18 protein-coding genes and 5 pseudogenes are annotated in these 21,358 nt (G+C 67.7%); 7 read left to right on the top strand and 16 right to left on the bottom strand.

Translation table 11 applies throughout. The annotated features are described in order from the left end of the window. Positions 1 to 18: 18 nt before the first annotated feature. Positions 19 to 2,661 (bottom strand): DNA polymerase I, encoded by a 2,643-nt coding sequence (gene polA / locus G205_RS08495; protein ID WP_035752548.1) that lies wholly within the window; start codon positions 2,659 to 2,661, stop codon positions 19 to 21. A gap of 220 nt (positions 2,662 to 2,881) precedes the next feature. On the opposite strand from polA, the pseudogene G205_RS08490 reads away from it, so the two are divergent. Then, a pseudogene (locus tag G205_RS08490) lies at positions 2,882 to 3,354 on the top strand (hotdog fold thioesterase). A gap of 34 nt (positions 3,355 to 3,388) precedes the next feature. Here G205_RS08490 and G205_RS08485 read toward each other — a convergent pair. From G205_RS08485 to G205_RS08460, 6 genes and pseudogenes are all read right to left on the bottom strand, one after another. Continuing rightward, on the bottom strand, positions 3,389 to 3,940 hold the full coding sequence (locus G205_RS08485; protein WP_009357631.1) for a dihydrofolate reductase family protein: 552 nt from the start codon (positions 3,938 to 3,940) through the stop codon (positions 3,389 to 3,391). Positions 3,941 to 3,997: 57 nt separating this feature from the next. After that, positions 3,998 to 4,219, bottom strand: a complete 222-nt coding sequence (locus tag G205_RS08480) for a hypothetical protein (protein WP_009357630.1) — start codon at positions 4,217 to 4,219, stop codon at positions 3,998 to 4,000. Then, positions 4,216 to 5,477, bottom strand: a pseudogene (locus G205_RS08475) (inorganic phosphate transporter). The gene G205_RS08480 and the pseudogene G205_RS08475 overlap by 4 nt, the downstream one beginning before the upstream one ends. A gap of 155 nt (positions 5,478 to 5,632) precedes the next feature. Further along, positions 5,633 to 6,139 (bottom strand): HAD domain-containing protein, encoded by a 507-nt coding sequence (locus G205_RS08470; protein WP_009357629.1) that lies wholly within the window; start codon positions 6,137 to 6,139, stop codon positions 5,633 to 5,635. Between the two features lie 13 nt (positions 6,140 to 6,152). Further along, a pseudogene (locus tag G205_RS08465) lies at positions 6,153 to 6,838 on the bottom strand (hypothetical protein). 98 nt (positions 6,839 to 6,936) lie between these two features. Next, positions 6,937 to 7,371, bottom strand: a complete 435-nt coding sequence (locus G205_RS08460) for a VOC family protein (RefSeq protein WP_009357628.1) — start codon at positions 7,369 to 7,371, stop codon at positions 6,937 to 6,939. 128 nt (positions 7,372 to 7,499) lie between these two features. On the opposite strand from G205_RS08460, the gene G205_RS08455 reads away from it, so the two are divergent. The 3 genes from G205_RS08455 (at position 7,500) to G205_RS08445 (ending at position 10,256) form a co-directional block, all read left to right on the top strand. Further along, positions 7,500 to 8,120 carry an L-threonylcarbamoyladenylate synthase gene (locus G205_RS08455; RefSeq protein WP_009357627.1) on the top strand — a complete coding sequence of 207 codons (621 nt, stop codon included), beginning with the start codon at positions 7,500 to 7,502 and terminating at the stop codon, positions 8,118 to 8,120. A gap of 167 nt (positions 8,121 to 8,287) precedes the next feature. Beyond that, entirely contained in the window at positions 8,288 to 8,770 is a 483-nt protein-coding gene (locus G205_RS08450; protein ID WP_009357626.1) for a hypothetical protein, read from the top strand. 268 nt (positions 8,771 to 9,038) lie between these two features. Further along, positions 9,039 to 10,256 (top strand): HNH endonuclease, encoded by a 1,218-nt coding sequence (locus G205_RS08445; RefSeq protein ID WP_009357625.1) that lies wholly within the window; start codon positions 9,039 to 9,041, stop codon positions 10,254 to 10,256. Positions 10,257 to 10,431: 175 nt separating this feature from the next. Here the strand turns inward: G205_RS08445 and ligD are convergent. Continuing rightward, positions 10,432 to 11,452, bottom strand: a pseudogene (gene ligD / locus G205_RS08440) (non-homologous end-joining DNA ligase). Between the two features lie 70 nt (positions 11,453 to 11,522). Here ligD and G205_RS08435 point away from each other — a divergent pair. Next, positions 11,523 to 12,221, top strand: coding sequence for an alpha/beta hydrolase family protein (locus G205_RS08435; RefSeq protein WP_009357624.1), 699 nt, complete (start codon positions 11,523 to 11,525; stop codon positions 12,219 to 12,221). Here G205_RS08435 and G205_RS22080 read toward each other — a convergent pair. The 6 genes from G205_RS22080 to G205_RS08410 form a co-directional block, all read right to left on the bottom strand. Further along, complete coding sequence (locus G205_RS22080) at positions 12,218 to 12,370, bottom strand: hypothetical protein (protein WP_009357623.1); 153 nt, start codon at positions 12,368 to 12,370, stop codon at positions 12,218 to 12,220. The genes G205_RS08435 and G205_RS22080 overlap by 4 nt on opposite strands. Positions 12,371 to 12,524: 154 nt before the next feature. Beyond that, positions 12,525 to 15,140 (bottom strand): ATP-dependent helicase HrpB, encoded by a 2,616-nt coding sequence (gene hrpB, locus G205_RS08430; protein ID WP_009357622.1) that lies wholly within the window; start codon positions 15,138 to 15,140, stop codon positions 12,525 to 12,527. 29 nt (positions 15,141 to 15,169) lie between these two features. Then, entirely contained in the window at positions 15,170 to 15,688 is a 519-nt protein-coding gene (locus G205_RS08425) for a hypothetical protein (protein WP_009357621.1), read from the bottom strand. Positions 15,689 to 15,794: 106 nt separating this feature from the next. Beyond that, positions 15,795 to 16,142 (bottom strand): hypothetical protein, encoded by a 348-nt coding sequence (locus G205_RS08420; protein WP_009357620.1) that lies wholly within the window; start codon positions 16,140 to 16,142, stop codon positions 15,795 to 15,797. Positions 16,143 to 16,259: 117 nt separating this feature from the next. After that, entirely contained in the window at positions 16,260 to 16,775 is a 516-nt protein-coding gene (locus tag G205_RS08415; protein ID WP_009357619.1) for a flavin reductase family protein, read from the bottom strand. Between the two features lie 169 nt (positions 16,776 to 16,944). Beyond that, positions 16,945 to 17,883: a 5'-3' exonuclease gene (locus tag G205_RS08410; protein WP_009357618.1), complete on the bottom strand. Its 939-nt coding sequence runs from the start codon at positions 17,881 to 17,883 to the stop codon at positions 16,945 to 16,947. A 120-nt stretch (positions 17,884 to 18,003) separates the two neighbouring features. Here G205_RS08410 and G205_RS08405 point away from each other — a divergent pair, with 120 nt between their 5' ends. Continuing rightward, positions 18,004 to 19,317, top strand: coding sequence for an aspartate aminotransferase family protein (locus G205_RS08405; protein ID WP_009357617.1), 1,314 nt, complete (start codon positions 18,004 to 18,006; stop codon positions 19,315 to 19,317). A gap of 3 nt (positions 19,318 to 19,320) precedes the next feature. On the opposite strand, the pseudogene G205_RS08400 reads toward G205_RS08405, so the two are convergent. Continuing rightward, positions 19,321 to 19,694 (bottom strand): annotated as a pseudogene (locus tag G205_RS08400) (cupin domain-containing protein). A gap of 275 nt (positions 19,695 to 19,969) precedes the next feature. Further along, complete coding sequence (locus G205_RS08395; RefSeq protein ID WP_009357616.1) at positions 19,970 to 20,605, bottom strand: dihydrofolate reductase family protein; 636 nt, start codon at positions 20,603 to 20,605, stop codon at positions 19,970 to 19,972. Positions 20,606 to 20,721: 116 nt separating this feature from the next. Between G205_RS08395 and G205_RS08390 the strand changes: the two genes are divergently transcribed. After that, on the top strand, positions 20,722 to 21,358 hold a 637-nt coding region (locus G205_RS08390), incomplete at its 3' end, for a glycogen debranching N-terminal domain-containing protein (protein WP_009357615.1).

Genomic DNA, 21,358 nt, shown 5'->3' with positions numbered 1-21,358 from the left:
TTCGTTTCGTGCTGCCGGTCAGTGCCCGGCGTCGTACCAGCTGGGACCGACGCCGATCTGGACTTCCAGGGGCACGCTGAGGTCCGCGGCGGCGGCCATCTGTTCCGTGACCAGCTGCTCCACGGCTTCGCGTTCCCCGGTGGCGACTTCGAGGACCAGTTCGTCGTGGACCTGCAGCAGCATGCGGGATTTCAGTCCCTGGGACTGCAGCCCGGCGTGGACTCCCAGCATGGCGCGCTTGATGATGTCCGCGGCCGAGCCCTGGATGGGGCTGTTGAGGGCGATGCGTTCGGCGTTTTCCCGCAGCTGCCGGTCGGTGCTGGTGAGGTCCGGCAGGTAGCGGCGGCGGCCTTCGATGGTAGCGGTGTACCCGTCCACGCGTGCCTGGTCCACCACGCCGCGGAGGTAGTCGCGGACCGCGCCGAACCGGTCGAAGTAGTCCTTCATCAGGGTGCGGGCCTCGTCCACGGAGATCTCCAGCTGCTTGGACAGGCCGAAGGAGGTCAGCCCGTACGCGAGTCCGTAGGACATGGCCTTGACCTTCGAGCGCATGGCGCTGGTGACCTCGCTGGTGGGCACATGGAAGATGTTCGAACCCACGAACCGGTGCAGGTCCTCGCCGTCGCGGTACGCCTGGATCAGGCCCTCGTCGCCGGACAGGTGCGCCATGATCCGCATCTCGATCTGCGAGTAGTCTGCGGACAGCAGGCATTCATAGCCATCGCTGACCACGAAGATCCCGCGGACCCGGCGGCCCTCCTCGCTGCGGATGGGGATGTTCTGCAGGTTGGGGTTGTTCGAAGAGATGCGGCCGGTGGCGGCCACGTTCTGGGCGTAGGTGGTGTGGATGCGCCCGTCCTCTGCCACCGACTTCTTCAGCGACTCGAGCATCTGCCGGAGCTTGGCCGCCTCCCGGTGCGCCATGAGCTGGACCAGGAACTCGTGCCCGGTCTTCTCCAGCAGGTTCTTCAGCGACGCGGCGTCGGTGGTGTACCCGGACTTGATCTTCTTCGTCTTGGGCAGCTGCAGTTCGTCGAACAGGACCGTCTGCAGCTGTTTGGGCGAACCGAGGTTGACCTCATGCCCGATGGCCGCGAACGCCTGCTCCTGGGCCTGGTCGATGACCCGGGCGAGGTCGGCGAGCTGTTCGTCCATGCGGTCCATGTCGATCCGGATGCCGGCAAGCTCCATGTCCGCCAGGACACGGCTGACGGGCAGCTCCAGGGTGGACAGCAGCTCCTCCGCCTTGCGCTCCTTGAGCTCGGTTTCGAAGTACCGGCTCAGGGAAAGTACGACGGCGGCTGCCTGGACGAGTGCGTCGGCGGCGGCGGTATCGTCCCCGTCAAACGACAGTTCCAGCTGGCCCGCTTTGGCAGTGGCTGCGGGAATTCCGACGTTCAGGTGGTGCTGGGCGAGTTCGTCCAGCTCGTAGGAGCGGCGGTCCGGCTGGATGAGGTACCCGGAAATCGAGGTGTCGTCCACCACGCCTTCCAGCTCCAGCCCGCGGGCTGTCAGGGCCTTCAGGGCGGCCTTGAAGCCGTGCATCACCTTGGGCGCTTCGGGGTCGCGCAGCCAGCCGGCCAGCACGTTCTCCGTTCCGGCGTCCTGGCCTGAGAGGTCGATGTAGGCAGCCGCGCCGTCTCGGACGATCGCCACGGCGGCGGCGTCCTCGCCGATCCGTCCCGGGACCAGGTCCACGGCGAGGGCGGAACGCTGCCCTGCCCCGGCGGCCAGGAACGTCTCCAGCTCGGCGGCGGTTGCGGGGGTGGTGTACTCCGGGGCGTCGATGCTTTCGCGCTCCGCGGCGGGCGTGTCCTCTTCGCTGTAGAGGGCGAAGAGCCGGCTGCGGATGGTCTTGAACTCGAGCTGGTCGAACAGGTCTTCCAGGGCTGCCTGGTCCGGGCGGGGCTGGTACAGTTCGTCAAGCGTGACGGGCAGCTCCAGGTCCGTGTGGAGCTGGTTGAGCATGCGGTTGCGCTTCACGTTTTCGACGTTCTCGCGAAGGGCGTCGCCCACCTTCCCGCCGATGGAGTCCAGGTGTTCCAGGACACCTTCCAGTCCGCCGTAGAGGTTGATCCACTTGGCTGCGGTCTTCGGGCCGACGCCGGGCACGCCGGGAAGGTTGTCCGCCGTCTCCCCCACCAGCGCTGCAAGGTCGGAATAGCGGGACGGGCTGACGAAGTATTTGGCCTCGATGGCAGCGGCGTCCATCCGGGGGATGTCGCTGACGCCCTTCTTGGGGTAGAGGACGAACACGTTGTCTGTGATGAGCTGGAACGCGTCCCGGTCGCCGGAGACCAGCAGCACCTCGAAGCCTGCCTTCTCCCCCATGGCGGCGAGGGTGGCCAGGATGTCGTCCGCCTCGTAGCCGGGCAGTTTGATGGTCTTGATCCCCCACGCCTCCACCACCTGCGCGATCAGGTCGATCTGGCCGCTCATTTCGCGGGGGGTCTCGTTCCGGCCGCCCTTGTATTCGCTGTACTGGGCCTTGCGGTGGGTGGTCTCGTCGGAGACGTCGAAGGCCACGGCGATGTGCGTGGGCTGCTGCTCCTTGATCAGGTTGATCAGCATGGAGGTAAAGCCGTGGATGGCGTTGGTGTGCTGCCCGTTCATGGTGGAGAACTTGTCCGCGGGCAGGGCGAAGAAGGCACGGAAAGCCATGGAGTGGCCGTCCAGGACCAGGAGCCGCGGCTGGCCTGTCATGGGCACCACGGGGGCTGCGGCAGCTGAAACCGACTCACCGGCGGGAGCAGGAACCTTGTCCTTGACGGCGGTGCCGCCCAGGGCACTTCCGCCTTCGAGGGCAGGGTCCTGCGGAAGAACTTCAGACGGGAAAGGGGCCGGTTTGGTTGTTTCACTCACAGGTGCCAGCCTAGTTGGCATGATGGACAATTTCACGCCCGGTCCCTTCGCGGAGGAGCTGGCGGCCGCCGGCGTTCCGGACCACTTGCACGCCTGGCTGGGCCGGTACGGGATCGGCGCCCTGGTGGTGAAGATGGGCATTCGGTTCCTTGAGATGAGTCCCGAGAGAACCGTGGCCACCATGCCGGTGGCGGGCAATACCCAGGTGGCCGGCATCCTGCACGGTGGCGCTCATGTTGTGCTGGCCGAGACGCTGGGCTCGTTTGCAGCGTCCATGCATGCCGGGGAGAGCCGGCATGCTGTGGGCATTGAAGTCAGTGCCGCCCATCACCGTTCCATCGCAGCGGGCATGGTGACCGGGACATGCACCGCCATCCACCTGGGCGGAACCCTGGCAACGCACGAAATCGTCATGACGGACGATCAGGCCGGCGCCTTTCGACCGCCCGAATCACGAACCTGATCAGGAAGAACGCGCCGGGAGGGCAATAGCCGGCGCCAAGCCGGTTCCGGCACCCGGGCGCCGCTAGGTACTATTGCGGCTGAAAAGGTAGCGCAACTCAACCACGCCCCTGCCCAGGGTGCGCGAGGCAGTCAACTCAAGGGGCGGCGTCGGGCCAGCCAGCGGCAACAGGCGCTTGCCCTCGCCAAGGACCACCGGGATGACCGAAAGGATGATTTCGTCCAGCAGCCCGGCGTCGGCGAACTGGGCGGCCAGGTTTCCGCCGCCCACCACCCAGACGTTCCTGCCGGCAGCCGCGCGCCGGAAATCCTCCACGAACTCGCCCACGTCGCCCCGCACGAAAGTGATGTCCGCCCCTGCGGGCGCGGAATACTCGTGCCTGGTGAACACGTAGCTCGGCGTCCCGGAATAGGGCCACTTGTCCGGCTCGTGCGCCATCAGCCAGGCGTAGGTTTCTCCGCCCATGACGATGCAGCCCACCTCGGCCATGAACGCGTCGTAGCTTTCGGATCCGCCCTCGAAGCCGTCAAACTGCAGGAGCCAGCCGAGGTCGTCGGTGGAGGTGGCGATGAAGCCGTCCAGCGAGGCAGCGACGAAGTACTGGAAGCGTGGCATGCGCCCAGCCTAGCCAAAGCCGCCGGGCGTGGACAGTGGTCCGAACCGCAGTCCTGGCTAGCCGGAGAAGTACGGGATGATCAGGTACAGCCCGAAGAGCACGGCCAGGCCGCACAGGCCGAAGCACACGTAGGCGAACGACTTCTTGATGCCCGGCGAGGCCTGCTGGGAATCTGCAGCGATGGCGGTGAGCCGGACACCCAGCGAGTACAGGGTGACCACGGTAACGGCCGCAATCAGGGTGGCACCGGCCACGGTCACGAGTTCCAGCCACTTCATCGCCGGGGCTCCTTCGGGTTGGTCGCGTCGGCGTCGGTCTGTGCCTGGGCCTCTTGCTGTGCTTTATGTGCCTGCGCCCTGGCGCGGGCCATGGCCTTCTTCTTCCTGAAGCGGACAGCCTGGCCGGCCTCCTCCACTTCAATGGCGTTGTGGTGGCCAACAGCCGATTTGCGGGAGTAGAAGAACATGAAGAGTACGGCGGCGGTGCCGGCGACAGCCGCGATCAGGACGCCCACCACGCCGGTCTTGACCAGCAGGGCGGTGAGGGCACCCACGATGCCCGCGGCGGGCAGAGTGAAGAGCCAGCCGAGGGCGATCTTCCCCACCATGCTCCAGCGGACGCTGGTGCCCTTGCGGCCCATTCCGGAGCCGATCACGGAACCGGAGGCCACCTGGGTGGTGGACAGGGCGAAGCCCAGGTGGGAGGACGCCAGGATGGCGGACGCGGTGCTGGTTTCGGCGGCGAAGCCTGGGCGGGCTTGACCTCGGTCAGCCCGGCGCCCATGGTCCGGATGATGCGCCAGCCGCCGGCATAGGTGCCGATGGCGATGGCGAACGCGCAGGCGGCGATGACCCAGAACACGGGGCCGGAACCGGGCTCCTGGGTGCCGGCTGCAATCAGGACAAGCGTGATGATGCCCATGGTCTTCTGGGCGTCGTTGGTGCCGTGGGCCAGGGCCACCAGGCTGGAGGTGAAGATCTGTCCCGTGCGGAAGCCGCCGCGCTTCTGCGTGAGCTTGCTGCCCGTTTCAGGATCGTGGCGGGACGTGAGGGCGTAGGCGAGGCGGGTGCACACATACGCCACGATGCCGGCGATGAGGGGTGCGAAAATCGCGGGGAGGATGACCTTCTGCAGGAGGCCCTCAAGGTTGATGGAGTGGATCCCGATGCCGGCTATCGCAGCGCCGATCAGGCCGCCGAACAGTGCGTGGGATGAACTGGACGGCAGGCCCTTGAGCCACGTGATCATGTTCCAGAGGATGGCGCCCATCAGGCCGGCAAAAATAATGTCCGGCGTGATCTGGATGCCGTCCGAGCCCTCACGGATGATGCCGCCGGAAACCGTTTTGGCCACCTCGGTGGACAGGAAGGCGCCCACCAGGTTCAGGATGGCAGCCAGGGTTACCGCGGTCTTCGGCTTGATGGCACCGGTCGCAATGGGGGTGGCCATGGCGTTTGCGGTGTCGTGGAAGCCGTTCGTGAAGTCGAAAAATAGTGCCAGCGCAATGACCAGCGCCACCATGAAGGTGATATCCACCTGTTGCCCAATCTGCAGAGACGACGTTCGGCAGTTTCTATCCCCCGGCTGCTGCCTTGGACAGCATAATTCACCGACTGTTCGTGTGGAATGACTTGCGGCGTTTGCAAAACCGGCGGGAAACCTTATCGATCGTACGCGTCCGGGCCATCAGGTCAAAACATCGGTTGGGTCAGGAACGTGCTGACCGCCGCCAGTTCAGCCGGGGTAATCCCCCGGCGCGGATGCGGCGAAACAAGGCGGATCCGCCGGCCCAGCAGCCGCGCCCACGCTTGTGCCTCCGCCTCGAAATCCAACTGGTCGTCGATCCAGGCCACGGCGTCCGGGCCGGTCGTTTCCACATCGTCCTGGATGGCGCGGAGTTTCCACCATCCGGTGCCGCCGGGCGGCCCCGCCGAGGAGAGATAGGGCCAGGTGCCGCCGTCGAGGCCGATGGCGGGGCACAAGTACTGCGGGGCAAGTTCCTCCCAGCTGGTGAGCCAAACACAGCGGACCCCGTCGGCCCGTGCCAGCGAATTCAGCCCCTCCACCAACTCCCTTGCATAGGCAACGGGCAGGAGGCCGGCGTCCACGTGGCACCACGCTGAACCCCAACCGGTGGTTCCCTCCGGGCCGAAAGGGCAGATGACGCCGTCGACGTCGATATAAAGCGTGCGGCCCACGCTGCCCTGCCTTTCAGTTCCGGCGGAACTCCGAAGGCTCCCGTCCCGATTCCAGCCCGGGAGCAATGCGCTCCTCCAGTGCGGCGACAGTCACGTCCGGCAGGACGATAAGGCCGTCCAGTTCCCGCCGAGCCCGTTTGTATGCTGCCTGGCGCTCGGCGGGGGTGGCGGCATGGTTCTCGGCGATCATCAGCAGCTTCCGGGCAGTGGCCAGCCGTTCACGCTCGGGTCCGGTGAACTTGCTGTCCCTGATGCGCCGGGCTTCCCGCTCCGCCACATCCAGCGCGACGGCGAAACTGTTGACGGCCTGCCGGTAGGCCTCCAGCCGGGCTGGAGACGTGATGTCCGCAGCAGTGTTGGGCCGCTGGCCATCGGCCTCCCGCTTCGCGCGGAGGAATGCCACGGTCAAGGTTCCCGGACGTCCGTCATCAGCGGAAAATCGATGAGTTTGCCGACGTCCAGTTCATAGTCCAGCCAGCGCCGGGTGGTGGCGTCATGGGTCGCCATCAGGGCTTCCACTTCCGCCGTTGACGCCTGCTCCGCTGCCAGGTGCTGGTTACGCAGTTTGTACAGTTCCATCCTGCGCTGGTGCCGGCGCTCGCTGGCCTTGCGCCAGCTGTTGGCCCAGTGTCCGGTAAAGGCGGCAAGCGGGAAGACCAGCCACCATTTATCGGACAGGAACTCGAAAAGGGATTCCACCCGTCCATCGTCGCAGGCGGTGCCGCGCGCCTCAAGGAGGATTCCGGGCGATGTGCTTCCCGGGGGATGATCCCCCCGGGAAGACAGTCACGCCAGGATCAGGGTGCGCCCGTGGTGCCTTGGGCGGCGTTGACGTTAACCAGCCAGCCGATGCCGTAACGGTCTTTGCACATGCCGAAGACATCTCCCCACGGGGACTTCTCCATCGGCACGGTGACTGAACCGCCGTCGCCGCTGAGCTTGTCGTAGTAGCCCCGAAGCTCTGCCTCGTCCTCGCCGCTGAGCGAGATGGAGATGGCTGACCCCTCACGGTATTCCATGCTGTTCGGGGTGTCGGCGCCCATGAGGACCAGACCCTGGGGGGTGGTCAGCATGCCATGCATGATCTTGTCCGCCTCCGCGGGATCCTCGCTGGCCTGGTAATCACCGAACGTACTGACGCGGAGGTCGCCGCCGAACACGGACTGGTAGAAGTTCAGGGCCTCGCGGGCGTTGTCACGGAAATTGAGGTAAGGGTTGAGGATGGTCGGCATGGCTGAATCTCCTTAGTGGGGACTGACACGGTGAAACCAGACAACATCCTGCCCCAAAGAGGGGCGCGCTGGTAAGGGGGTTTGGGAACGTTGGTGCAGGCGGGGCGGGGTGCCACTAGGCTCGGGGCATGGCCAGATACTTCGATGTTCATCCACAGGATCCCCAGCCCCGGGCCATCACCCAGGCTGTCCGCATCATCCTCGACGGCGGGCTGATCGCCTATCCCACCGACTCCTGCTATGCGCTGGGCGCGCAGATGGGCAACAGGGAGGCCCTGGACCGGATCCGCAGCATCCGGCAGCTGGATGACAAGCACCATTTCACCCTCGTCTGCCGTGACTTCGCGCAGCTGGGGCAGTTCGTGAACATCGGCAACGACGTGTTCCGGAGCATCAAGTCCGTCACGCCGGGAAGCTACACCTTCATCCTGCCTGCCACCCGGGAGGTTCCCAAGCGGCTGCTGCATCCCAAAAAGAAGACTGTCGGCGTCAGGATTCCGGACAACCGGGTGGTCCAGGCGCTGCTGGCCGAGCTGGGTGAGCCCCTGCTGTCCAGCACCCTCCTGCTGCCGGATGAGGAAGACCCGCTGACCCAGGGCTGGGACATCAAGGAGCGGCTGGACCACCAGGTGGATGCAGTGATCGATGCCGGCGACTGCGGAGCCGAGCCCACCACTGTCGTTGACTTCTCCAGCGGCGTCGCGGAGGTCGTCCGGCACGGCGCAGGAGACGCGTCCCGGTTCGAGTAGGTTCCGGTCCGGGTTCGAGTGGCGTACGACGGCGGCCCGGCAGCTGTGCCGGGCGGCACTTCTACCGGTGGTTGGCATGGCCAATGCAACCGCGGGGGGCATCAAGGCTGATAGGCTCCACGAGCGGCCGCTGGGGCCGCCAATTTCAATGTGGGGGAATCCGTTTCATGCGCACCAAAAACCTGCTCCGCCTGTCAGCATATGGGGCAGCCGTCGCTGCCCTGGCAGTCGCCGCAGCAGTGCCGGCCCATGCGGCCAGCACCGAGGGCACGACGATGTCCACCACAAGCGACTGCACCGAACTGGCGCCGGGTGTGACCACGTGCCTCACGATGGAGCAGCGCCGGATCGAAGTGGTGACGCCGTCCGGCACAGCGATCCTCCAGGGGTACCGGGAGTACTCGGATGCCACGACTTACCCTGGGGGCTCGCGGTCAAGTGACGGGACACGCGGATATGTTGCGGTTTTCGGATCGTCGATAATCGTTCCGGACGGAACCATTTACTTCGACCCGAAGGTGACCAGGATCGATGGTTGGGACGTTCTGTCTTACTCGGATGGCCTGACGTGTGTACTGGACACAAATTTCGTCGAAGCCAACGGCACAAACGGCTACAACCACAGCAGCGGGACTTGCACCACCAGCTAATCCCGGTTTCCTGAAGGCCCGGTCCGCTCGGAGCGGGCCTTCAGCGTGCTGCCATAACAAGCAACGTGGCGGTCACGGCTGGTTTTCCACATAGGCGCTGGTCATGGCGGGAATTGTCAGACCGTGCTGGAAGACTCTGTTCATGGAAGCAGTTGGGACGGCGGCAGACCCAGGGTACAGGACGGTTCCGGGGCTTTATGGTGTCCCGACTGTTTCGGACGTGCTTGCCCTGCTCGCCCGCGTGCCCGTCGCTTCTGATGGTGCGGGGATGATTGACCAGTTGCGGCAGCTGGAGGATGTGAAGTCCCTGGCCGGTGCCCGGCAGGCCGACATCACTGTCGCCTTTGATGTGTTCCAGCGGCGGGTTCAGGCCGCGGCGGGTGTCCCGGCCGCGGAGCAGGGCGCCGGTGTGGCTGCCCAGATTGCGCTGGCACGCCGGGAATCCCCCGCCAAGGGCGGACGGCTCCTGGGTTTGGCGAAAGCGCTGACGGGGATGCCGCGGACGTTCGCCGCGTTCCGGTCCGGGCAGCTGAACGAGTGGCGCACCACTTTGGTCGTGAAGGAGACAGCCTGCCTGACTGTGGAGGACCGGGCGGCGGTGGACGAGGAACTCGCCGCTGACACCGGCGCCCTGGACGGTGCCGGGGACCGCGCCATTGTTAGCGCCGTCCGCACCGCCGCGTACCGGCGCGACCCGCGGTCTGTCGCAGGCAGGGCGGCGCATGCGGTGACGGAGCGGACGGTGTCGTTGCGGCCGGCGCCGGATGCGATGACGTACCTGACCGCGCTGATGCCCGTCGCCCAGGGTGTGGCCGCCTACGCCGTGCTGGTCCGGGAGGCCGATGGCGCCCGGTCGGGAGGGGATGAGCGGTCCCGGGGGCAGGTCATGGCCGACACCCTGGTCGAACGCGTCACCGGCACCCGGGGCGGGATCACGGGTATCGACCTCCAGGTCGTGATGACGGACCGGGCGTTGTTCCAGGGCGACAGCGAACCGGCCAGGATCCCCGGCTACGGCATCATCCCCGCCGAAACCGCCCGCATTCTCCTCTTCAACACCGAACGCATCGGTACCGGAGCGCAGGACAGGCAAGACCTGGCACTCTGGATCCACCGGCTCTACACCACACCCGGCACGGGCGAGCTGGTCGCGATGGACTCCCGGGCGCGGCTCTTCCCCGCCGGGCTCAAACGCTTCCTCCAGGTCCGGGACGACACCTGCCGCACGCCGTACTGCGACGCGCCGATCCGCCACCACGACCACATTCTGGGCTGGGCCGAAGGAGGCACCACCACCGCAGGCAACGGCCAAGGGCTTTGCGAAGCCTGCAACCACACGAAAGAAACCCCCGGCTGGTCGGCAAGACCGCTGCCGGGGCCCGGCCTCCGGCACACCGTCCAGACCCGCACCCCAACAGGCCACACCTACCACTCCACCGCACCCCCACTGCCGGGCAACGGCTGGCAGCAGCCGCCGCTCCCATGAGCGGCCGGTTGCGTAGAATCACTGCCAAACGTGGCACTACTACTCGATCAGGAGCACCGCCCCTGGAACATGCTGCTGTGACAAATCAGGTCCGGGTGTTGGGCAGGGCAGGTCCCGCGGGATAGTGCGGATTGGGCTGCCCCAAGCCCTGCGCGGGAGAGGAACGGCTTCCGGATTAGTCCTGCTTCTTGGCCCGGCTGGGCTGTACCCGGGGCGGCTCGCCAGGCATCTTCGGGTAGTCCGGCGGGAAGGGCAGCTCACCGAGGCCGTCTTTGACGTCGCGCTCCCACCACTCCAACAGGGTGTCAATGCTGCCGGGATTCCGGTGGAAATCGGCCCAGGTCGCCGGTGGTCCGCAGGCGCTCCGGAACGGTAAGGATGGTGAAGTTCTTCGGATCGGCATTCCCCAACTCATCCCACGTGATGGGGCAGGAGACCGGGGCATGCGGCAAGGCACGCGGGCTGTAGGCGCCGGCAATGGTGCGGTCCCGGTTGGCCTGGTTGAAATCAAGGAAAATCCGCTGGCCCCGCTCCTCCTTCCACCAGGCCGTCGTGACCTGGTCCGGCATCCGGCGCTCCACTTCCCGGGCCGCGGCGATCACGGCGTGCCTGACATCCAGGAACTCGCGGACGGGGGCGATGGGCGCGTAGACGTGGAGGCCCCGGTTTCCCGACGTCTTAATGAAGCAGTCCAGGCCCGCTTCCGCCAGCACTTCCTTGAGCACCAGTGCGGCCGGGACGGCGTCGTCGAAATCCGTTCCCGGCTGCGGGTCGAGGTCGATCCGCAACTGGTCCGGGTTGTCGGTGTTTTCCGTCCGCGACGGCCAGGGATGGAACACCACCGTGTTCATCTGGACTGCCCAGACAGCCGCCGCGGGCTCATCCAGCACCAGTTGCGGATGGGAGCGTGCGCTGGGGTAAACCACCTTGACCGAGCGGACGAAGTCCGGGGTCCCTTTCGGCGGGTTTTTGGAGAAGAACATTTCCCCGTTGATGTTGTCCGAGTATCTCTGCAGGGACACAGGCCGGTCGCCGTTCGCGGCAATGAAGGCCTCCCCCACGTCGCAGATATAGCGGGCCAGGTCCAGTTTGGTCAGTCCCAGGTCCGGCCACAGCACCCGGCTGGGGCTGGAAATGCGCATCTCGCGTTCGCCGTGGGGACCCTGGACCGTAATGGTGGTCTGTTCGCTCGCCATGGGGACAACGTACACCCCGCCGTCCTGAAGCCGGCACATTTCACCCACCGCGGTCAGGCATGATGGAGTCATGCCCGATGCCGAAACACAGCTCTCCCTTGACGTGGACGGGACCAAAGTCTCCGCAGCCTATGCCCGCCCCGAAGCGCCCTGGGCTACGGTGGTTGTCGCCCACGGTGCCGGAGCCGGCATGGAGCATCCCTTCCTGCGGGGCTTCACCCAGGCCCTCAACGCCCTCGGACTGGCTACCCTGCGTTTCAACTTCCCGTACCGTGAAGCCGGCCGACGGTTCCCTGACCGGCCTCCTGCGGCCATCGCCACCTGGCGGGCCGCCATGGCGGAGGCCGCCGGACAGGCTGCCGAGCATGGTGGATCGGGTCCGGTCTGGGCTGCCGGGAAGTCTTTTGGCGGCCGGATGGCCTCAATGGCCGTAGCGGACGGAATGCCGGCCGACGGGCTCATCTACCTGGGGTATCCCCTGCACCCGCCGGGAAAACCGGAGAAGCTTCGCGACGAGCACCTCTACGGGCTCACCACCCCCATGCTGTTCCTGCAGGGCACCCGCGACACCTTCGCCACACCCGAAATTCTTGAGGGCGTCATCTCCCGCATTGGGCCCTCAGCTGTCCTTCAGTGGATGGAGGGCGGCGACCATTCCTTCGCCGTCGCCGGCCAGAAACGCCAGGCCGACGAGGTAGGGGCCTCGCTGGCAGCCCCCGTGGCCGAATTCATCCGCGCCAGCAGCAACCAGGCGCCCGGCATCCGCTAGGCGGCTTCCTCGTGCCACCAGCCCTCCCAGGCGGTGGAGGTGAGCCGGCCCTCGGGAAACTCCGTCTTTCCGTTGCTCCCGCTGGAAGACCAGGCATCGTCGCCGCGCCGGCCGTCGAGCAAAAGGTTAAGGCTGTTCAAGAGAAACATCTTTACGTCCTTCCATAAGTTGAATGGACCACGCTGTCCATGTACCTGAGAGCCTAGCCACAGCATGTTTCAGCACGTCGACGCAACGTTTCGATCTTGTATCGGAGTTATCACCCGGCCTCACCAGCGCCGACAGGAAGCACCCGGAAGCGGCTTACCTGCGCTGCTTGGTCCGGGCCGTGGCAGGGGCGCTCCAGGGGTCCTCCGGCCATGGATGCTTGGGGTAGCGGCCCCTCATCTCCGCCCGGACCTGGGCGTAGGGGCCGGACCAGAAGGAAGTGAGGTCGTCAGTCACTGCCAGCGGACGGCGGGCCGGGGACAGCAGGTGGAAAAGCACAGGCACGGTACCGTCGAGCAGCCGCGGTGACTCGGCGAGGCCGAAGCATTCCTGCAGCTTCACGGCCACCACCGGCCGGGCGCTCTCGTCATCGTGGCCCGGATAGTCGATGCTGATCCTTGAACCGCTGGGAACCTCCAGCCATTCCGGGGCAAGCTCGTCGAGCCTGGCGGCCTCGGGCCAAGGCAGCAGCCGGCGCAGCGGCTGGGTGAGGTCCACGGACCCGACGGCGGCGCCTGCGGCAAGCTGTTCAAGTTCAGGTCCCATCCACTCGTCGAGGCGCAGCAGGAGGGCCGGGTCCGAGACGTCCGACCACGGTTCCCCCAGTTCCCGCCTCAGGAAGGCAAGACGGCGGCGCAGGGCCGCGGCCGCCGTCGACCATTCCAGGACAGCCAGCCCCTCCGTGCGCAGCGCTCCGGTCACCGCGGCCCTGCCCTCCTCCGGTCCGGGGCGGACGGGAGTGTCGGCAAGCACGATCGCGCCGAGGCGGCGGACCTTCCGTGCCGTGACCCGGCCCTGGCTGAACTGTGCCTCGACAGTCTCGGTGATAAGGCCGGACGCGGCTGCCTGGGCGAGTTCGACCGTCAGCGGTGCCGCCGCCCGGATGACGGCGCCGGTGCCGGCTGAGTCCCGTCCGTCGGCCCGGGCCACCTCGGCCACGGCCAGCCACTCCTGCCCGGACAGGGCGCTCCCGGCGGGCAGTCCCGCCCGCGTCCCGGACGAAAGCAGGTAGCGGGCTGGCCCGTCACCGGGTACCAGGCGGGCCACCCGGTCGGGAAAGGCGAGGGCGACGACGGCCCCCACCGCGGTGCCGCCCGCGCCGTCGATGGAAAGGGCCGGTTGCGGGGCGGAGGACGAATTCCGGGTCAGACGTTCCAGCCGGCGGGCTTCCTCGGCCCAGCGCCGCCCGGCGGGGCCGGAGTCACCGCGGAGCCTGGACAGAAGGCCGGGCAGGTCGGCGCCCGGGGCCCGCTGGTCGCCTGCCACGGCCGCCACCACTTCGGCGGCTTCCCGGGCTCCGAGGGCCGCAGCGCCGTCAAGGAGGGCACGGGCGAGTCGTGGGTCAGCCGGGATCCCGGCCAGGAGCCTGCCCGCGGATGTGGCATGGCCGTCGGCGGAGACGGCGCCGAGTTCCCGCAGCACCTCCACGGCATCGTCCAGGGCCTGCCGCGGCGGACTGTCCGGCAGGGCCAGTCCCTTGCCGCCGGGGGATCCCCAGCAGGCAAGCATCAGGGCGGCGCCCGTTAAGTCCGCAACCTTGATCTCAGGTGTCACATGTGCCGGCGACGCCCCGTACGCCTGCTGGCTGTAGCAGCGCACCACTCTTCCCGGGCCCTGGCGGGCGGCCCGGCCGGCGCGCTGGTCTGCCGATGCGCGGGAGCAGGAGACCGTCACCAGGCCACTCATCCCGCGGCCCGAGTCCCTGCGCGGCTCACGGGCCAGGCCGGAATCGACCACCAGCCGCACTCCCGGCACGGTCAGGGAAGACTCGGCCAGGTCGGTCGACACAATGATCCGCGGGCTCTCTCCCGGCCCGCGTCCGGACACTGCCCGGTCCTGCTCGGCGGCGCCCGCCTGGCCGTGCAGCTCCAGCACGTCCACGGCCGGCCCCAGCCTCCGCCGCAGCCCTGCCGCCACCTCGGAGACTTCCCTGGCGCCGGGGACGAAGACCAGCGCGTCCACGGTGCTGTCCCCGGCCAGTGCTTCCGAGTGCGCCCGCGCCGCCGTTACCGCCAGGTGGTCCAGGAAACCCTGTGTCACTCCCCTGCCATCCAGCCGCGGGCCGCCGCCCGGAACCCATTCCACCGCCAGGGGATGGAGCACGGAGGGGCAGTCGACCACGGGAGCCGCGGATCCGCCGTCGCGATCCCCCAGCAGGGAAGCGAAACGCGGCGCATCCAGGGTCGCGGACATTGCGACGACGGTAAGGTCACCGCGGAGCTGCCGGACTTCGGCCAGCATGCCGACCAGCAGGTCCGTCTCAAGGCCGCGCTCATGCACTTCGTCCAGGACGACGGCGGCGGTGTCCTCAAGGCCGGGGTCGACGAGCAGGCGGCGCAGGAGAATGCCAGGGGTTACGAATTCAACGAGCGTTTCTGCTCCCGCCTGCCGTTCCCCGCGGACGGTGTAACCCACCCGGCTGCCAAGCCGGGTTCCGTCCAGGGAGGCGAGCCGCCGTGCCGCGGCACGCACGGCCACCCGCCGCGGCTGGGTCACCACCACCCGTCCGGCGGGATGCACGTGGTTGGCAAGCAGGGGCGGAACAAGCGTGGTCTTGCCGGTGCCCGGCGGCGCCTGCACGACCGCCGCGCCGTTGCCAAGCGCGGCATTCAGCGCGTCAAGTGACGCTGCGAATGCCAGCCCGGTACCGATCGCGTCGAGGTCGAACGCCCCCGGATCAAGGGGCCGCTCCTGCCGGCTGGGAAAAGTCATCCGTCCATTGTGCCCCGCCGCCGGGCCGTCTACTGCTTGCCCGGCGCTTTGCCCTTCCCCCTGCCCTCCTTGGCCGCATCCGGGACCGCTGCGGGCGGCTCGCCCTGGCCGGACCCAGGCAGGGGCGCGATAACAGGCTCTGCCGGTATCTGCTGGACCGGTTGGGACTGCGTGTCCGGCGCTTCGGACGGGACGGTTTCCGTAGTACCCGGCGCGGCCGCTGCGCCTGCCAGGGACGATTGGAATGCCAGGTGCCCGGCAATGTCCGCGCGGACGGTCTCCAATGCCGTTTCAATGCTCCGGAGCCGCGGCGCGGAAATGCGTCCGTCCCGGGCCGCTGCGTCCAGGTCGCTTTCGAGTGCCTGAAGGGCTGCCAGGGCTCCGTCCATCCTGTTCTCGGCCGCGGCCTGGCTGATGCTCAGGACCCTGATCTGGAAGCCCCGAAGCGTTGCCGTGTCCGAATCCGAGGTCCGGATCCCGGTGATGGCAGCGAAGACAATGGCCGCCAAGGCCAACGCGGCCGCCAGCGCCGCCGCTGCTGTCCGCATCCGCCGCGCAGGAACCGGCTGTACTGTTACTGACCGGCTCTTTGCTGGCCCGGCTTTGACTGGCCGCGCCGTTGCCGGCAGAACATGCTGCCCGGCCGGCTGGAGGTCAGGCGGCATGCCGGCCCCGGAGGGGTGAAACGGCTGCGGGCCTGGCCGGCAGGACTGAGACAGTGGCGAGCCGAACGCCGGCGGCCTCGGGTGCCTGGACTGTGGAAGCGGGCACCGTCTCGGCCGGGACCGAAGCGGCGCGGGCGCGGACCCGGCGGACAAGCCTGCGGAGGCCGGAGCGCACCAGCATCGCCGCCAGGTGGCCGAGCCCCACGCCCAGCAGGACGTGCCCGGCCAGGTACTGGCCGCCCAGGCCTGCTGCGCCGCCGAAAGGGGCGCCCGCTGCCACCGCGGCTCCCCCGGCCGTCAGCGTGATTGACAAGGCAACCGCAAACACTGTGCCCATTACTCCTGCTTCCGTCATCCGATTCATCAGCAAGCTTACTAGTAATGCTCAGCAAGCTTACTACCTGATGCGGGAGGTGCAAGAAGGGCCAGGCAGCTTTCTTTCCCTCCGGGAACTTCAGCCGGCAGCCTCGAGGAGCTGCCCTGCCGGCACCAGTCCCGCATACCGCCCCTTGAAGAACAGCAGCGGCTCGGCATCCTGGCGGGCGCTGAGGTGCCGCACGGCGGCCACGACGATGGTGTGGTCGCCGCCGTCGTATTCGGCGTGCAGCTCGCAGTCGATCCACGCCAGGGCGTCATCGAGGACAGGGTTGCCCAGCGGCGAGGTGGTGTGGCTGACTCCGGCGAATTTGTCTGAGCCGGACCGGGCGAACTGCCCGGCCAGGTGCTGGTGCTCCGCGGGAAGGATATTGACGGTGAAGGAGCCGGCCTCCCGCAGCACCGGCCAGGTGCTCGATGTCCTCGCGGGGCTGAACGTCACCAAAGCAGGTTCCAGGGACAGGGAGGCGAAGGACTGGCAGGTGAACCCGGCAGGCCCATTCCCCGTGGAGCCTGTGATGACCGTCAGTCCTGTGGCAAAGGTGCCAAAAATGTCGCGCAGCCGGCGGGGTGCCAGGTCGGAGGTGAATGTCATGGGCGTGCCCTCTCACTTGGATCGTCACCTCACCAAACCAAAGGCCCGGCGCCCTGATCAAGCGCCCCCGCAATGCTCCGACGCCTCCCGCAACGCGCCGTCACGGCGGGTCATTGCACGACACCGGCCGTCACACGCCGGCCAGTGTTACACCCCGAATGTGGCGCTTTTACGCCCTCCGGTCCAGCGCATCGAGGAGGCGCCGCACCGAACCGCCCAGGTTCCAGTCCGTCGCCAGCCGCTCGAGTTCCGCACGCTGGTTCCCGGTCACCGGCCGCAGGCGCGCGCCGGTCTCCTCAAGGCCTGGCAGTTCCAGGTTCCGAACCAGCCTTACGACGGCGGGGGCTACTTTGAGGTAGTCGGCGGCAGCGGCGAGCTTGGCCCGGACCGGGCCGGCCAGTCCGCTGGCATCGTCCTCCGCCGCCTCCAGCAGCCCCTCGAGGGTGCCGTACTTCAGGAGCAGGGACGCCGCCGTCTTCTCCCCGATTCCGGCGACGCCAGGCAACCCGTCGGAAGCGTCACCGCGCAGGGTGGCGTAGTCGGCGTACTGCTGCGGCAGCACCCGGTATTTGGCCACCACCGTTTCCTCGGTGACCACCTCGAGGTTCCGCATCCCGCGGGCGGTGTAGATGACGCGGACCTGCCGCCCGTCGTCGCACACCTGGAAGAGGTCGCGGTCGCCGGTGACGACGTCCACCGGGAAGGCTGCATGGCTCGCGTACGTCCCCACCACGTCATCGGCCTCATGCCCGGCGGCACCCACGATCGCGAGGCCGGCAAGGCCGAGCACGTCGCGGATCAAGGGCAGCTGGGCCTCGAGCGCGTCCGGGACCACTTCGATGTCCGGGGCGTCAGCCATGACCTCGGCCACCCGGTGCGACTTGTAGGTCGGGATGAGGTCCACGCGCCACTGGGGACGCCAGTCGTCATCCCAGCAGGCCACAAGGTGGGTGGGCCGGTAGTCGGTGGCCAGCCTGGAGATCATGTCGAGCAACCCGCGGACAGCGTTGACAGGTGTTCCGTCGGGCCGGCGGACCGTGTCCGGCATGCCGAAGAAGGCACGGAAATACAGGGAGGCAGTGTCCAGCAGCATGAGACGGTCCGGCATACCTGCATCCTGCCACGGATCTGCCGGGGATTGCAGTTGCCTGCGCCGGTCTGCTGTTGGCAGGCATAGGATGCAAGCAAGGTGGGTACGGGACCTGATGCGAGCGCAACGGAGGGTGGCATGAATCTCGACGACCTGGTGTTCCATCCCTGGGCAATGCAGGGGCCGCGTGACGTGCCGACGCTGGTCGGGGGTTCCGGAAGCCACGTCGTCGACGACGGCGGACGGCGGTACCTGGACTTCGGCTCGCAGCTGGTGTTCACCAACCTCGGCCACCAGCATCCGCGCATCGTAGCGGCGATCAGGGAGCAGGCGGACCGGCTCTGCACGCTGGCACCCGGCTGGGCGTCCGATGTCCGGGGCGAAGCGGCGCGCCTGATCGTGGAGGTGGCCCCGGAGGGCCTGGGCCATGTCCTTTTCACCAGCAGCGGCACGGAGGCCATCGAGCACGCGGTGCGGATGGCGCGGCTCTTCACCGGGCGGCCCAAAGTGCTCGCCGCCTACCGCTCGTACCACGGCTCGACGACAACCTCGATCCACCTTACGGGCGACCCCCGCCGCTGGGCCTCGGATACCGGGGCGGCCGGCGCTGTGCACTTCTTTGGACCATTCCTGTACCGGTCGGCCTTTGGATCGGCGACGCAGGAGGAAGAATGTGAGCGCGCCCTGGCCCATCTGGAACAGGTGATCCTCCTCGAGGGCCCGGGCACCATTGCCGCACTGGTCCTGGAATCGGTGACGGGCAGCTCTGGCGTCATCGTGCCCCCGCCCGGATACCTGCGCGGGCTCCGCGAGCTCTGTGACCGGCACGGCATTATCTACATTGCGGACGAGGTGATGGCCGGTTTCGGCCGCACGGGAGCCTGGTTCGGCGTGGATCATGCCGGCGTGGCGCCGGACCTGATGGCGTTCGCGAAGGGAGTCAACTCCGGATACGTGCCCTTGGGCGGCGTCCTGGTCTCCGATGCCGTTTACGAGCTGTTCACCACCCGCCCCTACCCGGCAGGACTGACATACAGCGGACACCCGCTGGCCTGCGCGGCTGCCGTGGGCGCCATCTCCGCGATGCGGGACGAGGACACCATCGCGGCCGCTGCCCGCCTCGGTTCCGAGGTGCTGGGGCCCGGCCTAGGGGAGCTCGCCGACAGGCACCGGGTTGTCGGGGACGTGCGCGGCATCGGCGGGCTCTGGAGCCTGGAGCTGGTGCGTGACCGGGTGACCCGGGAACCGCTGGTGCCGCCGGGCGCCACCGGCGCGGCGACTGCGCCGATGGCCGCCGTGGTGAAGGCGTGCCTGGAGCGGGGCCTGCTGCCGCTGGTCCTGGGCAACAGGCTGCACGTCGCTCCCCCGCTGAATATCGACGACGGCGACGCCGCGGCGGGCCTGGCCATCCTGGATGAGGTCCTGTCCGCCGCGGATGCGCACGCAGCCTGATGTTCAGGCAGGCTTGGCGTAGGTGGCTGCGCTCATGAGCTCGTAGCCCACGAACGTCTCGTCGCCCTCCACCCAGGCATCATGGCCGGCAGGGATCGAATAGGCGCCCCCGGCCGTGACAGTGGCCCGGGTGCCGTCCTCCATTTCCACTGTCAGGGTCCCCGCCGTGCAAAAGCCAGATGGTTGACCTGGCAGCTGTCGGTGTGGACCACCGTCTTTACCGTTTCCGACCAGCGCCAGCCGGGTTCGAAGGTCATCCTCGCCAGAGTGGTGTCTCCAAGGGTGACCACATCAACCTGGGTCTTGGGCGGCCGGCGCTTTTCGTCGGGCTCGTCGAAGGACTTTGATTCAAGGGCTTTGACGGTTACTGCGGTCATTTTCTGTTCCTCCTGGCGGAGAGTGTGCTGCTGTTCGTCCGGAAACCGGGGCGGGGTCCGGGTTGCGGGACGCGGCAGGACGGTGCGGCATGGACGCCGCCGCCCGCCGCACCCCATCGACTGCGCTTCCAGCGTGCGCCTGGCAGCATGCCCTGTCAATGCTTCTGACCTGCGGAAACAGACGCATCCCGCCGCGATCGAACGCCGATGATGCCAGCGAGTGGGCAGGCTCCCACGACACCCCCGCCAGCCAACCGGATTGACCGCCGCTCCCGTCACGTCCGGCTGGCGCCCGGCGGGCCGTCCAGAACGGTGGGAATGTATTCGAGAAGCTGGAGCCGGCCGTCGAAGGTCCTGCTGTGCACCAGCTGGAGTGCGACGTCGGGATAGCCGTCGTAGATGCGTTCCCGCCCTGTACGCCCGGTGATCACCGGGAACACCACCAGCCGGAAGCGGTCCACCAGGCCCGCCGCCAGTAGCGACCGGCAGAGGCTGAGGCTGCCCAGCGTGCTCATCGGCCGATCACCTGACAGCTTCATCGTCCGGACCGCCTCAACCGCGTCACCGCGGACCAGTTCGGAGTTCGGCCAGGTCAGCGGCTCCTGGAGCGTGGAGGAAAAGACCACCTTGGGAACCGCGGCAAGCCCTGTCAGCGAGGCACCCTCCTCTTCCGAGAATCCGGAGCCGCCGGCCGCTGCCTCGTCCGACATGCCGGACATCAGCCGGTACGTGTTGGCCCCGAGGAGGAAGGTGTAGTTCCGCTCCGCTTCCTGGTCCAGCCACGCGAGGTACTCCGGGCCCTCCAGCCCCCACCACCCGGGCCACCCCTCTGCCGAGGCATAACCGTCCAGCGAGATAATCAGGTCCACCATCACGCTTGCCTGCGGCGTCTCCGCCGGTGTTCCGCCCATGGCCGCCTCCCCGATCCGATCGGCATCTGCCGTGCGGGGACAGGCTATGCCCGGGCGGGTTGAGGTTCAAGGCCAAACCCCTTTTATCCGGGCCGCGCGAGGCGTAGCGTCATCCCATGGCCGGATGGAATGCGGACACAGCTGCCGGGCCTGTGGGGGCAGGAACCGTCACCCTGGTTGAGGGTTCATCATTTTGTATCTCTTCCGCCAACGGGGATATCCACCCGGAGCATCCCCACGGCGCCTTCCACGAGGACACCCGCATCCTGTCCCGCTGGAACCTGACGGTGAACGGGCAGCCGCTCGAGCCGCTGACGGCCGAGACGAAGGAACCGTACCGCGCCCTCTTCATCGGCCGTGTCCCCCGGTCCGACGGCTATGCGGACAGCCCCCTCATCGTCGAGCGGCTCCGGGAGGTGGCCGCCGGCATCGTCGAGGAAATCACTATCAGGAACTACTCATCGGACCCGTCGGAGTGCAGCGTGTCCGTGGAGGTGGAATCGGACTTCGCGGACCTGTTCGAGGTCAAGGAGGCACGGGTCCAGCGCCGGTGGGAGGAATCCCGCGCCCCGGAGGGAGAATGCCTGACGGTCAGCTCCTCGTGGAACGACGTCCGGAAAACTGTCCTCATCAGCGGGCACGGTGCCGCCGCCACTGCACGGGCCCTCACCTTCACGGCGGTGGTCCCGGCGCGCGGCCAGTGGAACACGCTGCTCAGCGTCACCCCGGCCGGTGCCGACGGCGCGCCCTCGG

It is taken from the genome of Arthrobacter nitrophenolicus (assembly GCF_000332815.1).
GTDB lineage: Bacteria > Actinomycetota > Actinomycetes > Actinomycetales > Micrococcaceae > Arthrobacter > Arthrobacter nitrophenolicus.
This window is presented reverse-complemented; position numbering and strand designations above follow the sequence as displayed.

What these genes read in the sequence shown, in the direction of transcription:
- G205_RS08410 (WP_009357618.1), bottom strand. Translation starts at nt 17,883, where the DNA reads ATGCCGGACCGTCTCATGCTGCTGGACACTGCCTCCCTGTATTTCCGT.
- G205_RS08395 (WP_009357616.1), bottom strand. Translation starts at nt 20,605, where the DNA reads ATGGGCGGAACACCGGCGGAGACGCCGCAGGCAAGCGTGATGGTGGAC.
- G205_RS08435 (WP_009357624.1), top strand. Translation starts at nt 11,523, where the DNA reads ATGCCCGATGCCGAAACACAGCTCTCCCTTGACGTGGACGGGACCAAA.
- polA (WP_035752548.1), bottom strand. Translation starts at nt 2,661, where the DNA reads ATGGCTTTCCGTGCCTTCTTCGCCCTGCCCGCGGACAAGTTCTCCACC.
- G205_RS08460 (WP_009357628.1), bottom strand. Translation starts at nt 7,371, where the DNA reads ATGCCGACCATCCTCAACCCTTACCTCAATTTCCGTGACAACGCCCGC.
- G205_RS08405 (WP_009357617.1), top strand. Translation starts at nt 18,004, where the DNA reads ATGAATCTCGACGACCTGGTGTTCCATCCCTGGGCAATGCAGGGGCCG.
- G205_RS08485 (WP_009357631.1), bottom strand. Translation starts at nt 3,940, where the DNA reads ATGCCACGCTTCCAGTACTTCGTCGCTGCCTCGCTGGACGGCTTCATC.
- G205_RS08445 (WP_009357625.1), top strand. Translation starts at nt 9,039, where the DNA reads ATGATTGACCAGTTGCGGCAGCTGGAGGATGTGAAGTCCCTGGCCGGT.
- G205_RS08415 (WP_009357619.1), bottom strand. Translation starts at nt 16,775, where the DNA reads ATGACATTCACCTCCGACCTGGCACCCCGCCGGCTGCGCGACATTTTT.
- G205_RS08420 (WP_009357620.1), bottom strand. Translation starts at nt 16,142, where the DNA reads ATGGGCACAGTGTTTGCGGTTGCCTTGTCAATCACGCTGACGGCCGGG.
- G205_RS22080 (WP_009357623.1), bottom strand. Translation starts at nt 12,370, where the DNA reads ATGTTTCTCTTGAACAGCCTTAACCTTTTGCTCGACGGCCGGCGCGGC.
- hrpB (WP_009357622.1), bottom strand. Translation starts at nt 15,140, where the DNA reads ATGACTTTTCCCAGCCGGCAGGAGCGGCCCCTTGATCCGGGGGCGTTC.
- G205_RS08480 (WP_009357630.1), bottom strand. Translation starts at nt 4,219, where the DNA reads ATGAAGTGGCTGGAACTCGTGACCGTGGCCGGTGCCACCCTGATTGCG.
- G205_RS08425 (WP_009357621.1), bottom strand. Translation starts at nt 15,688, where the DNA reads ATGCGGACAGCAGCGGCGGCGCTGGCGGCCGCGTTGGCCTTGGCGGCC.
- G205_RS08455 (WP_009357627.1), top strand. Translation starts at nt 7,500, where the DNA reads ATGGCCAGATACTTCGATGTTCATCCACAGGATCCCCAGCCCCGGGCC.
- G205_RS08450 (WP_009357626.1), top strand. Translation starts at nt 8,288, where the DNA reads ATGCGCACCAAAAACCTGCTCCGCCTGTCAGCATATGGGGCAGCCGTC.